Annotated in this window: 10 protein-coding genes and 1 tRNA gene; 3 read left to right on the top strand and 8 right to left on the bottom strand. The window is 47.6% G+C overall.

All coding sequences use genetic code 11. The features are described 5' to 3' along the window. Positions 1-23: 23 nt before the first annotated feature. The 6 genes from lon to ICE94_RS08270 all read right to left on the bottom strand — a co-directional run bounded on the left by lon (position 24) and on the right by ICE94_RS08270 (position 7,662). Entirely contained in the window at positions 24-2,450 is a 2,427-nt protein-coding gene (lon, locus tag ICE94_RS08295; RefSeq protein ID WP_216150770.1) for an endopeptidase La, read from the bottom strand. Between the two features lie 241 nt (positions 2,451-2,691). Further along, entirely contained in the window at positions 2,692-3,975 is a 1,284-nt protein-coding gene (clpX, locus tag ICE94_RS08290; RefSeq protein ID WP_216150768.1) for an ATP-dependent Clp protease ATP-binding subunit ClpX, read from the bottom strand. 31 nt (positions 3,976-4,006) lie between these two features. Next, complete coding sequence (clpP, locus tag ICE94_RS08285; RefSeq protein ID WP_216150766.1) at positions 4,007-4,633, bottom strand: ATP-dependent Clp endopeptidase proteolytic subunit ClpP; 627 nt, start codon at positions 4,631-4,633, stop codon at positions 4,007-4,009. 48 nt (positions 4,634-4,681) lie between these two features. Next, on the bottom strand, positions 4,682-6,013 hold the full coding sequence (gene tig, locus ICE94_RS08280; RefSeq protein WP_216150764.1) for a trigger factor: 1,332 nt from the start codon (positions 6,011-6,013) through the stop codon (positions 4,682-4,684). A 29-nt stretch (positions 6,014-6,042) separates the two neighbouring features. Then, a tRNA-Leu gene (locus ICE94_RS08275) sits at positions 6,043-6,129 on the bottom strand. Positions 6,130-6,183: 54 nt separating this feature from the next. Beyond that, a complete protein-coding gene (locus ICE94_RS08270) occupies positions 6,184-7,662 on the bottom strand; it encodes a sensor histidine kinase (protein ID WP_216150762.1) in 1,479 nt (492 codons plus the stop codon). Positions 7,663-7,772: 110 nt separating this feature from the next. Here ICE94_RS08270 and mscL point away from each other — a divergent pair, with 110 nt between their 5' ends. Continuing rightward, positions 7,773-8,201 (top strand): large conductance mechanosensitive channel protein MscL, encoded by a 429-nt coding sequence (gene mscL / locus ICE94_RS08265; RefSeq protein ID WP_216151090.1) that lies wholly within the window; start codon positions 7,773-7,775, stop codon positions 8,199-8,201. A 9-nt stretch (positions 8,202-8,210) separates the two neighbouring features. Then, entirely contained in the window at positions 8,211-8,558 is a 348-nt protein-coding gene (locus ICE94_RS08260; RefSeq protein WP_216150760.1) for an FKBP-type peptidyl-prolyl cis-trans isomerase, read from the top strand. A gap of 94 nt (positions 8,559-8,652) precedes the next feature. On the opposite strand, the gene ispF is transcribed toward ICE94_RS08260, so the two are convergent. Both ispF and ispD read right to left on the bottom strand, forming a co-directional pair. Then, positions 8,653-9,147: a 2-C-methyl-D-erythritol 2,4-cyclodiphosphate synthase gene (gene ispF / locus ICE94_RS08255; protein ID WP_216150758.1), complete on the bottom strand. Its 495-nt coding sequence runs from the start codon at positions 9,145-9,147 to the stop codon at positions 8,653-8,655. A gap of 20 nt (positions 9,148-9,167) precedes the next feature. Then, positions 9,168-9,896: a 2-C-methyl-D-erythritol 4-phosphate cytidylyltransferase gene (ispD, locus tag ICE94_RS08250; RefSeq protein WP_216150756.1), complete on the bottom strand. Its 729-nt coding sequence runs from the start codon at positions 9,894-9,896 to the stop codon at positions 9,168-9,170. Between the two features lie 25 nt (positions 9,897-9,921). Here ispD and mfd point away from each other — a divergent pair, with 25 nt between their 5' ends. Further along, complete coding sequence (gene mfd / locus ICE94_RS08245; protein WP_370623787.1) at positions 9,922-13,434, top strand: transcription-repair coupling factor; 3,513 nt, start codon at positions 9,922-9,924, stop codon at positions 13,432-13,434. Positions 13,435-13,440 lie beyond the last annotated feature (6 nt).

The following is a 13,440-nucleotide window of genomic DNA, read 5'->3' as shown; positions in this document are numbered from 1 at the left end:
CCACCTTTTCAACTACTGCAATTTTAATGTTTCATCACATCGTTGGATGTTGCACTACTGGCCTTACTCGCTTGCTCGGCTTTGGCAATTTCTTCTGGCGTTAGCTCTGGCAAACTTTGTGGCATGCGCTCGAGTGCTAACTCCAGGACTTTATCAATCCAACGAACCGGCACAATTTCAATCGCATTTTTCACATTATCCGGAATCTCGGTCAAATCTTTGACGTTGTCTTCCGGAATCAAAGCCAACTTGATACCACCGCGATGTGCTGCGAGTAGCTTTTCTTTCAAGCCACCAATTTGTAGCACCTCACCCCGTAAAGTGATTTCACCGGTCATCGCCACATCTGAGCGCACCGGTATACCGGTGAGAATAGAAACCAAAGCCGTGGTAATTGCAATACCGGCAGATGGGCCATCTTTCGGAGTGGCTCCTTCTGGGAAGTGGATGTGGATATCCTTCTTCTCAAAAGCCTCTTCAGTGATACCAAGCTTGCGACCGCGTGAACGCACTACTGAACGCGCTGCCTCAACAGACTCTTTCATCACCTCACCCAAAGAACCCGTGCGAATGGTATTGCCCTTACCGGGCATGGTGGTCGCCTCAATCGTGAGTAGATCACCACCAACTTCCGTCCAAGCCAAACCAGTGACTTGACCCACTTGGTTTTCCTTGGCTGCTAAACCAAAGTCATAGCGACGCACAGATAAGAATTTATCTAAATTCTCAGAGTTCACTTTGACCGGTGCCGCTTCTTTCTTGAGCAACAAGAGCTTCACTACCTTACGGCAAATCTTGCTGACTTCACGCTCTAGACCACGCACACCCGCCTCACGCGTGTAGTAACGAATGATGTCCCGCAAAGCATCGTCGCCCACTTCAATCTCACCGCTGCGCAAACCATTGTTCTTGATTTGCTTAGGCAAGAGATAGCTCTTGGCAATATGAATCTTCTCGTCTTCGGTGTAACCCGCCAGGCGAATCACTTCCATACGATCGAGTAATGGGCCGGGGATATTCATGGAGTTAGAAGTCGCCACAAACATCACATCCGATAAGTCATAGTCGACTTCTACATAGTGATCTTGGAAGGTATGGTTTTGCTCAGGGTCTAAGACCTCCAACATGGCACTCGCTGGATCGCCTCGGAAATCCATACCCATCTTGTCGATCTCATCGAGCAAGAAGAGTGGATTACGTACACCCACTTTGGTCAAACTCGTCAAAATCTTGCCAGGCATAGAACCAATATAGGTACGACGATGACCACGAATCTCGGATTCATCGCGCACACCACCCAAGGCCATACGCACAAACTTACGATTGGTCGCTCGGGCAATCGATTGACCTAAAGAGGTCTTACCCACCCCAGGAGGGCCTACCAAACAGAGAATCGGTGCTTTGACTTTTTCAACGCGTTGCTGAACCGCCAAATATTCCAAGATACGTTCTTTGACTTTATCTAAGCCATAGTGATCTTCATTGAGTACTTTTTCTGCGTTGGCCAAATCATTATTGACCTTGCTCTTTTTCTTCCAAGGCAAGTTCACCAGCGTCTCGATGTAGTTACGCACCACGGTCGCCTCAGCAGACATAGGTGACATCAACTTGAGCTTCTTCAGCTCAGACTCAGCTTTCTTGAGTGCTTCTTTAGGCATCTTGGCGGCTTTGATGCGCTTTTCAAGCTCTTCAATATCAGCACCCTCTTCGCCCTCACCCAATTCTTTCTGAATGGCTTCCACTTGTTCGTTCAAGTAATACTCGCGCTGACTCTTTTCCATCTGACGCTTCACACGTCCACGAATACGCTTCTCCACTTGAAGAATGTCAATTTCACTTTCCAAGTGCGCCAAAATCGCTTCCAAGCGATCCACGATCGTGAGCAACTCAAGCAATTTTTGCTTTTGCTCCAACTTAATCGGTAAATGAGCACAAATCGTGTCCGCTAGGCGGCTAGGTTCATCGATACCTTGCAATGTAGCGAGTACTTCTTGCGGAATCTTTTTATTCAATTTAACGTATTGATCAAACTGAGACACCACCGCACGACGCAAGGCTTCGATTTCAGGGGCCTCGGAAGACGGCATGGGATGCGGCGTGGCATCACACATGAAGTAATCCATGCTCTCTTCCACATTGCTCACATCTGCACGCTGAGTTCCTTCGACGAGCACTTTAACGGTGCCATCAGGCAACTTCAGCATTTGTAAAATTTTGGCGATACAGCCTACGGTATATAAATCTTCCACCACAGGCTCGTCCTTGGCCGCCGCTTTTTGCGCCACCAAGAGTACGCTCTTACCGGTTTCCATCGCAGCTTCTAAAGCACGAATGGATTTTGGACGTCCCACAAATAAAGGGATGACCATATGAGGAAACACAACCACGTCACGTAGCGGCAACAATGGCAACTGGACGGGCTCTGAAGGTAATAACAAATCACCAGGCATGGTTAATCTCCAAGAATGTATTGTTGTGGTTTCCTACCAATAAAGGATACATCTAATTTGGGGTCGTTTTTGGCAAAAACAAGGCAAAAAAGCACAAAATTTGAGCAAAAATGATCTTTTTTAAACATATCTATCCATCAATATAACGGGTTTACCCACTCACCCCCTAAAAAGCAAAAAGACCTCCAGATTTGGAAGTCTTTTAGCTCAAAAAATACCTTTTTTGAATAATTCGATAAAGCTAAGACGCTGCTTTCTCAGAAGCCTCTTGGTAGAGCATCAAGGGTTTAGCATCGCCCACAATCGTGCTCTCATCAATGACCACCCGCTGGACATTTTCAAGACTCGGTAAGTCATACATGACATCCATTAAGGCATGCTCCAAAATAGATCTGAGGCCACGTGCCCCTGTTTTTCGCTCAATGGCTTTTTTGGCAATCGCCGAGAGTGCTCCCTGGCGGACTTCAAGCTCTACGCCTTCCATATCCAAAAGGGCTTGATATTGCTTAATCAAGGCATTCTTAGGCTCTGTCAGAATCTGAGTCAAAGCAGCTTCATCCAACTGTGCCAAAGTAGCCACCACGGGTAAGCGACCAATTAACTCAGGAATCAGGCCAAACTTAATCAAATCCTCTGTTTGCACTTCTCTTAATAACTCAGAGACGCTGCGATCATCTTTACCTCGTACTTGAGCACCAAAACCAATACCGGCTTGTACGGTTCTTTGCTGAATGACCTTCTCTAGGCCATCAAAAGCACCACCGCAGATGAATAAGATATTGGTGGTATCGACTTGCAAGAAGTCCTGATTGGGGTGCTTACGACCGCCTTGTGGTGGCACAGAGGCCATCGTGCCCTCAACCAATTTGAGCAAGGCTTGTTGCACACCTTCACCAGACACATCACGGGTAATCGATGGATTGTCAGATTTACGAGAAATCTTATCGATCTCGTCAATGTAAACAATACCCTTTTGCGCTTTTTCTACGTTGTAATCACAAGCTTGTAACAACTTTTGAATAATGTTCTCTACGTCTTCACCCACATAACCGGCTTCGGTCAGAGTTGTGGCATCGGCAATCACAAAAGGCACGTCCAATAAACGCGCTAAGGTTTGCGCCAGCAATGTTTTACCCGAGCCCGTGGGCCCGATGAGAAGAATATTGCTCTTAGCCAACTCAACACCATCATGCACTACAGTCTTCTTGGCTTTGCCATGGCTATCCATGTGCTTGAGACGTTTGTAGTGGTTATAGACCGCCACAGCCAACTGCTTTTTAGCATGATCTTGACCGATCACATATTGATCAAGGCTGGCACGAATTTCATGAGGTGTGGGCAAACCTTCTTTAGGGTCTGCCTTAGGCTCTTTACTGATTTCCTCTTTAATGATGTCGGTACATAAATCAATACACTCATCACAAATGAACACTGAAGGACCCGCAATGAGTTTCTTCACTTCATGCTGGCTTTTGCCACAGAAAGAGCAATACAGTGGTTTTTCAGAGGCTTGTTGGTCGCTCATAAATCCTCGATTTGGCTAGCTTATTACCAGTCTAGCGCTTTTCAATCACTTGGTCGATCAAACCATACTCTTTGGCCTGATCAGCGGACATGAAGTTATCGCGATCAGTATCTTTTGCAATCGTATCGATGGTTTGACCAGTACGATCTGACAAAATTTTGTTCAGACGCTCACGTAAATAAAGAATTTCACGGGCTTGAATCTCAATATCAGAGGCTTGACCACGTGCACCACCCAATGGTTGGTGAATCATCACGCGTGAGTTCGGTAGTGAAAAGCGCTTGCCCTTCGCACCCGCCGCGAGCAAAAATGCGCCCATACTCGCTGCCATACCCATACACAAGGTGCTCACATCAGGCTTGATGAACTGCATGGTGTCATAAATCGCTAAACCAGCCGAGACGGAGCCACCAGGTGAATTGATGTACAAAGAGATGTCTTTATCGGGGTTTTCGCTCTCAAGAAACAATAACTGGGCAATCACTAAGTTCGCGGTCTGATCATTGACCTCACCGACGAGGAAAACGACACGTTCTTTTAATAGGCGTGAGTAGATGTCATAGGCACGCTCGCCACGACCCGAGGTCTCAACCACCATAGGTACCATACCGAGTGCTTGTGTATCCAGTGCCAAATGGGCTTGGTGATTGTCTTGCATGCCTGTCTCCTAATTGTGATGTGGAACCCCTAGGCGGGGCTCCGTAACTTACATTTTGCTCAATTCCTCAAAGCTTACAGCTTTTTCGGTAATTTTGGCTAAACCAGTTACATAAGTGACGACGTTGTTTTCTAAAACGAGGCCCTCAACATCGGCCAAGCGCTTCGGATCACTGTAATACCAACGAGTCACTTCCTTAGGATCTTCATAGCTTGCGGCTTGCTCTTCAATCTCGGCTTTGATTTGCTCTGGCTTGGCTGCCAAATCTTGGGTTTTAACCAATTCATTCAAGATTAAACCGAGTTTCACGCGCTGCTCAGCTTGTGGCGTGAACAAATCAGGTGGAATGGGCGCATCTTTGGCATTCGGGATGCCGCGGGCTTGCAAATCTTGACGAGCTTGCGCAACCAAACGCTCTTGCTCTTGAGCCACGAGGCTCTTAGGCAAGTCGAGTTCACACAATTTAGTGAGAGACTCCATCACTTGAGATTTGAGCAATGTCTGTGTACGACGGGCTACTTCACGTGACAAATTCTTTTTGATTTCTTCACGCATCTTGTCAACACCTTCAGCGACACCCAATGACTTCGCAAAATCGTCGTTCACTTCTGGCAAATGAGGCCACTCTACTTTCTTCATCACAATCGTGAATTCTGCAGTCTTACCGGCTACATCTTTACCGTGATAGTCCGCGGGGAAAGCCAAGGGGAAAGTTTTGCTCTCACCCGCCTTCAAACCTAAAGCAGCCGCTTCGAATTCAGGCAACATGCGGCCTTCACCCAAGACAAAGGCAAAGTTTTCAGCCTTACCGCCTTCGAACTCGACACCGTCTAATTTACCGATGAAATCCACAGTGACTTGATCGCCTGTAGCAGCCACCAATGAGCCACCACCGTCACCATGAGGACCCGCTTCACCGCGTGGGTGATAGTGCACACGCTGCTTACGTAAGATTTCTAAAGTCTTATTGATTTCGTCATCATTGACTTCGGTCGTGTATTTAGTAATTTCGGCAGCAGCCAAATCACCGATCTTCACTTCAGGAAACACTTCAAACATGGCGTCATACACCACAGGATCCGCTGTCAAATCACCCTTAGGCTCTAAACGCGGTTGACCTGCAATCTTTAATTGCTGCTCTTGAGCAACTTTAGAGAATAAGTTCGATGCATGGTCAAATTGAGATTCAAAATCAACCTGCAAGCCATACTGAGCTTCGACCATTTTCATGGGCACTTTGCCAGGTCTAAAACCTGCCATCTTCACTGTACGTGCTAATTTTTGCAGGCGCGCAGCTCTGATTTTCTCGTAATCTGCCTTGGCAAATGTGAGCGTAATTTTGCGTTCTAACTGACCTAAGTTTTCAATATTGACTGACATGCGGGCATCCCGTTTTAACTGATTAAGACTGGTGCGAGGAGGGGGACTCGAACCCCCACACCATTGCTGGCGTCAGGACCTAAACCTGGTGCGTCTACCAATTTCGCCATCCTCGCTACAAAGCCCTCTATTCTACATGAGAGCGCTTCATCTGCGTGGCTTTTTATCGCCTAGCTTTGCTTGAACTTGGGCAAGTCCACTGTAAATCGGGTGCCAAAGCCCGTTCTGGATTCGAACTCAATATGGCCGCGATGGTTTTCAATAATGGTTTTACTCAACCACAAACCAATCCCCATCCCACCCACCTTACTCGTCTTATAAAGTTGAAAGAGAGATTTTTGAAATTCTTCTGAGATGCCAGGTCCGTTATCGATCACCTGTAAACAGATTTGCTGAGCCTGATTAAGTAATTGAACTTGAACAAAGGGGCTCTCCTCACGATTTTTGGGATGGTGCTGATGGGCATCTAATGCATTATTTAAGAGATTGAGCACCACTTGCTGCAATTGCGTCGCATCACCCTCTTCTATAGTGGCAGGCGCTAACTGCAACTCGAGCTTAACCCCCAAAGTTTTAGCTCGCAACTCGACAAGACTGGTGGTGTCTCTAACTAGGTTGGTGAGGTCCACAGGCGCAAAAGCATCGCTGGGTTGTTCGAAAATCACACGGATCTTGCGAATGATTTCTGCGGCTCTACGGTTATCCTTAATCAAATCAGCAATGATTTCATTGGCCTGGTTGACTGCTATCTCGCCTTGCGCCATCTTTTTTTGCATGAGTTGGGCATTCAACTGAATCGCCGCTAAAGGTTGGTTCAGTTCATGGGCAAAAATGCCAGCCAAGGCCCCCATGCCAGCAGATTTATTACTTTGCGTTAAGTGACGCAGCATTTCTTCACGTTCGTTGAGCAACTCTTGCAAACGCTCGCCATATTCTTGTAAGGATTTTGTTCTCGCTTCGGCATGAATCAACTCGGTTTGCATCTCAATTTTCTTTTGCTCTTCAATATGCAAATAGATTTGTAAAAAGCCAATATTGCTGAGCGTGATCGCCACAATCTGCCCTAAGATCAAAAAGACTTGATCAATCTTGGGTTCATAAACGGTTTGCGCGCCCCAACCCATCGTAAATCCGAGCGCTCTAATAGCTAGAGTGATAGTAAAGACCAAGCCAGCCACTAAAACCAAACGTGCGCCCAAGATACGATAGCGGCGGTTGAGTTGTTGACCAATCACAATGTAATCCAGCACCCCCAAAACCCACATACTGAAGTAGTACTTCAGTAAAAAGTTCTCCTCCTTACCAAGCACGGCATCCAAATAGGTAAATATGACCATGTATACGATCACAAAAGCCGAGCTCCAGGTATTGGCGATACGATGATTACCAGCCAGATACATCCTGAGCGCGTACAAACGCCCCAAATTACCCAGGAGCATCATCATCTGCGCCAAGTAATACGACACCCACAATGGAAAGCCATAAATATTGGCAAAGAAAACCACTGCGAGACCGCTAAGCATGCCACTTGCACACCAGAGTTTGACTTGAAAGCTATCGCGATTGGCCAGCGCAAACCAAATCGCGCCATGCAAGACGACATAGACCAAGAAGATCATCAAGATGGTGGTTTGCACGTCTGGAATCATGGGCTGTGGAGATAATGGTGATGCACTATGTTTTACTTATACTTGTTTGAAACATATTAACAAGTTTCTTTCCATTAAAAAAATTAAACGTAGAGGTGGCTATGAAAAAAATGATGGCTGAATTTCGTGCTTTTGCAGTCCGCGGCAATGTAGTTGATTTAGCCGTCGGTGTGATCGTTGGGGCTGCCTTTAGCAAAATTGTGGATTCATTAGTGGCTGATATTGTGATGCCCATCATCGCCTGGCTGATTGGTGGCAAACTCGACTTCAGTAATCTTTTTATCGTTTTGGGTCATGTTCCAGAAGGCGTGCCACGCACACTCGATGCCCTGAAGAAAGCGGGAGTACCCCTCTTTGCCTATGGCAATTTCTTGACCATCTCTTTGAACTTTATACTGTTAGCCTTCATCATCTTTCAGATGGTGAAGATTATTAACAAAATTAAATTGCAAGATGAAGCACCCGCCAGTCATGAGCCTGCCCCAACGCCTGAAGATATTCAGCTATTGCGTGAGATTCGTGACAGCCTCAAAAAATAAAGGATCCCCATGATTACGACAGCAAGTGGTTTGCAGTACGAAGATACAACTCCAGGCACAGGGGCAGAAGCCCAAAAAGGGAATTACGTATCCGTACATTACACCGGTTGGCTCTATGAAAACGGCCAAAAAGGGATGAAGTTTGACTCGAGTAAAGATCGTGGCGAACCCTTTGAGTTCCCCTTAGGTGATGGAATGGTGATTCAGGGTTGGGATGAAGGCGTCCAAGGCATGAAAGTCGGCGGCACCCGCCTACTATTGATTCCGTCTGATTTAGGTTATGGTCCCTACGGTGCTGGTGGTGTCATTCCACCGAATGCCACTCTGCTGTTTGAAGTGGAGCTATTAGGGGTTTAATAAAAAAGTGCGCTCGCGCTTATTCAGAGCTCATCAGAACCGCTGTCGATGGTAGAGCCATCCCAGCGGTTTTTTATTCTTCTTGGCAAATCAACTAGGCACGATACAGAAGAGCAACGGCGTGAACGGCAATCCCTTCGCCACGACCTAGGTGCCCTAGTTTTTCATTCGTTTTTGCTTTGATATTGACGTGCTGCGGTGACGTTCTTAAATCTTCTGCGATGTAAGCCACCATTTGAGGGATATACGGTGCTAATTTAGGTGCTTGGCAAATCACGCTCGCATCAATATTGCCAATCTGATATCCCGTAGCCTGCACAAGGCCGAGGGTTTCGCGTAACAAGACTCGACTATCTGCGCCTCGATAACTTTCATCAGTATCTGGGAAATGTCGACCGATATCTCCTAAGCCTGCAGCCCCCAATAAAGCATCGGTGATCGCATGTAAGAGCGCATCTGCGTCTGAATGGCCCAATAAACCTTTGTGATAATCAATCGTGACACCGCCCAAAATCAGCGGACGCCCCTCCACTAGAGCATGAATGTCATAGCCCTGACCTATGCGAAATGGTGCCACTGATGCAGTCATAGTTGTAGTTTACGCCTCTCTTATGCGCGACGATGAATCAGAAGTTGAGTCATCATGTCCCAATCACTCGGATAGGTCACTTTGAGATTCTGAATATCGCCCATCACCAATAAGGGCTGGTACCCTTCTCGCTCGAATGCACTCGCCTCGTCCGTCAAATCAGCACCTGCGGCAATCCCCTTACGTAAGACTTCACACAAAAGACCTAAACGAAACATCTGGGGTGTTTGTGCCAACCACAGGCCATCACGCGGCAATGTCTGGGCTATCACTTGCTGATCTGCTTGACGTTTGAGGGTATCAGCAAGAGGCAAAGCCAAAATGCCGCCCACATGCTTGGGGTCTGCTGTCACAGACTCAATGAGTTGCTCGACCAGTTTCACGGACAGACCGGGGCGCGCTGCATCGTGCACTAAAACCCAATCATCCGACAAACCTAAACCTTGCTCCAAGATCGCACCAGCAGTCTGAAGAACGGTTTCTTGCCGTGTCCCTCCGCCTGTGAAATGTCGATAAAAATGGGATTCTGTAGGCCAGGCTAGCGACTCTTGGTCATCGGGCGCTAATCCCACATGGACACTAGCGATCGCATCCACCTTCATTAAGGTGCGGCAAGCATGCAAGACCATGGGCAAACCCGCAAGTTGTTCATATTGCTTAGGCTTTTTGAAACCCATGCGCGAACCAGACCCTGCACATGGAATCAAGGCATGAATACGTGGTAGCGAAGCAGTTTGTGTGAAAGTCATGACGCAATTCTATAATGAGCGGCTTATGTACAAACCAAAGGCTGATTCTGCAGCATACAGTCTGCGTCCAATCAGCGATTGGACACCCCCTATGCCCGGTCCTAAGGCAGGGCTGCGTGCGAGCTTCATTTGCCCAGTAGGATCAAGCGATGCCGCCTTCATTGCCCAGCAAGCAAAGACTCATCGCAGCTCATACTCAGCCTTAGTCGTTTTATGCGCTAACCCACAAGATGCGGCGCGTTTACTCGAAGAAATACCTAGCTTCGCCCCAGAACTAAGCGTGCGGCACTTACCCGATTGGGAGATCTTGCCTTACGACGCCTTTTCTCCGCATCAAGATTTAGTATCCGAGCGCCTCGCTACCCTCCATGAACTCCTCACTGGGGCTTGCGACATCGTCTTAGTTCCAGTTGCAACAGCACTGATGCGCATGGCACCACCTCAGTTTTTAGCAGCGCATACCTTCTTTTTTAAAAAAGGGGATCGTCTTGACGAGCAGGCGCTACGCTTGCAGCTGCAACAGGCGGGTTACGACCCAGTGACTGCAGTGGTTCGCCCTGGTGAATATAGTATTCGTGGTGGTTTAATTGATTTATTCCCGATGGGCTCGGCGCTACCTTATCGAATCGATCTCTTCGGCGATGAAATCGACCAAATTCGTTCTTTTGACCCAGACTCTCAACGCAGCCTCTATCCCGTTCAAGAAGTTCGCCTCTTACCCGGTCATGAATTTCCACTCGATGAAGCTGCTCGTACTTTCTTTCGGGGGCGTTGGCGCGAAGTATTCGAGGGTGACCCAAGTCGTTGCACCATCTATAAAGACATGGGGCTGGGTATCCCTAGCGCAGGCATCGAAGCTTACCTACCTCTCTTCTTCGAGAGCACTAGCACCCTCTTCGATTACTTACCCTTAGTCAAAGGTCCTGCTTGGATTGGTTTACATGGCGATATAGAAACAGCGATGGATCAATTTTGGCAAGATACTCAATCTCGCTATCAGTTCCTAAAACACGACAGCGCACGTCCAGTGCTTCCCCCCAAGGATCTTTACTTAGCCAAAGAAGAATTATTTGCAGCCCTCAAACCAATGGCGCGCTTGCAAGTCTTGCGCACGGGCGATGATCCCCATTTTTTACCGGTCCCTGATGTTGCGATTGCGCGCAAAGAAAGTAATCCGATTGCGCGCTTGACCCACTTACTACAAAACACCTCTTACCGAGTACTCGTCTGCGCAGATAGCGCGGGGCGCAAAGAGACCTTACGCCAGTTATTTTCTGAAAACGGCCTACAAGTAGAGTTGGTCGAGTCCATGCATACATGGTTGGCCCAACCAAGTTCATTGGCCCTGTGCCATGCGCCGCTACACGATGGCTTTGCCAGTGCTCATGCCGAATGTTTACTGATTACAGAATCTGAGTTATTTGCACAAAGCGCTCGAGTCAGACGCAAAAATAAAGATAAAGAAGCCAGCAACGTCGATACCCTGGTTAAAGATTTATCGGAACTGAAAGTCGGCGATCCGGTCGTACATGCCGAGCATGGTATTGGTCGATATCAAGGACTGTTGATGCTCGATGTGGGTCAAGGGGAGGAAGAGTTCTTACACCTGCAGTATGCCCATGCTGCCACTTTATACGTCCCCGTACACCAACTACAACTGATCTCGCGCTATGCGGGAGCAGACCCCGAATCTGCGCCCTTACATCAATTAGGCTCAGGACAGTGGGAGAAAGCTAAACGCAAAGCAGCACAACAAATACGCGATACAGCGGCCGAGTTACTGAATTTATATGCCGCTCGCTCATTACGTACAGGTCATGCTTTTGAGTTTTCTGCACATGACTATGAAGCCTTCGCAGAAAGTTTTGGTTTTGAAGAAACAGCCGATCAAGCGGCTGCCATTGCCGCAGTCCTGAAAGATATGACCAGCGGTAAACCCATGGACCGTCTCGTGTGCGGAGATGTTGGCTTTGGTAAAACCGAAGTAGCCCTGCGCGCCAGTTTCATTGCCGTAATGGGTGGCAAACAAGTCGCCATACTCGCTCCCACCACCCTATTGGCTGAACAGCATATGGAAACGTGGAAAGACCGGTTCGCCGATTGGCCCGTCAAGATTGTGGAGCTATCACGCTTTAAGACCGCTAAAGAAATCAATGCCGCACTCGAAGCCATGGCTAAAGGGGATGCCGACATTGTGATTGGCACACATAAATTACTATCGAGTGATGTGAAATTTCCTCGTTTAGGACTGGTCATTATTGATGAAGAACATCGCTTTGGGGTTCGTCAAAAGGAAGCCTTAAAAGCCATGCGTGCTGAGGTCGATATTTTGACCCTGACAGCCACACCCATCCCACGCACACTTGGCATGGCTCTTGAAGGTCTGAGAGATTTTTCTGTGATTGCTACTGCGCCACAAAAACGCCTCGCAATCAAAACATTTGTGCGCCGCGAGTCTGACGGAGTGATACGAGAGGCCGTCTTACGAGAAATCAAACGTGGCGGCCAGGTGTATTTCTTGCACAATGAAGTAGAAACCATCGAGAACCGCCGCCAAGCGCTGGAAAAGCTCCTCCCTGAGGCCCGTATCGTTGTGGCTCACGGGCAAATGCATGAGCGTGAACTCGAGCGCGTGATGCGCGACTTTGTCACGCAACGTGCGCATATTCTTTTGTGTACCACGATCATTGAAACGGGTATTGATGTGCCCAGTGCCAACACCATCATTATTCATCGTGCCGATAAGTTTGGCTTAGCCCAACTGCATCAATTACGGGGTCGCGTCGGTCGCTCCCACCATCAAGCTTATGCTTATTTAACCGTACCAGATCCTGAGAGCCTCACTAAACAAGCGAAACTGCGCCTAGATGCCATCCAAGCGATGGAAGAGTTAGGCTCAGGCTTTTATTTAGCCATGCACGATTTAGAGATTCGGGGTGCTGGCGAAGTTCTGGGGGATAAACAATCGGGCGATATTTCTGAGATTGGCTTTCAGCTTTACACCGATATGCTCAATAAGGCCGTCAAATCTCTCAAAGCCGGCCTAGAACCCGATTTAATGGCTCCCATGGAAGTGATTACAGATATTACCTTGGGCGTTCCCGCCCTATTACCCGCTGATTACTGTCCCGATGTGCATGAGCGCTTATCTCTGTATAAGAAATTAGCAAGCGTTGAAGATTATGCGCAACTGTCTTATCTGAGAGAAGAGATTGTCGATCGTTTTGGCTCTTTACCTGAACAAGCACAATCTTTATTTGAAACCCATCGTTTACGGCTTGAAATGAAACAATTAGGCATCAAGAAAATTGATGCCCATCCTGCCCAGATTATTTTGCAATTCATCCCCAATCCACCGATTGATCCCCTCAGAATCATTCAACTGGTTCAAAGTAATCCACAGTTCCAACTCGCAGGCCAAGATAAATTAAAGCTGATCCCTAAAGATAAGATGGGCTTGATTGAATTGACCGACCGTCTTGAAGCTTTACGACACCTGATGAAATATCTATCCGAAGGTTTAGCCAGCCATGCATAATCACGT

Source organism: Polynucleobacter sp. MWH-Loch1C5 (genome assembly GCF_018881775.1).
In the GTDB taxonomy this organism is placed as follows: Bacteria; Pseudomonadota; Gammaproteobacteria; order Burkholderiales; family Burkholderiaceae; genus Polynucleobacter.
This window is presented reverse-complemented; position numbering and strand designations above follow the sequence as displayed.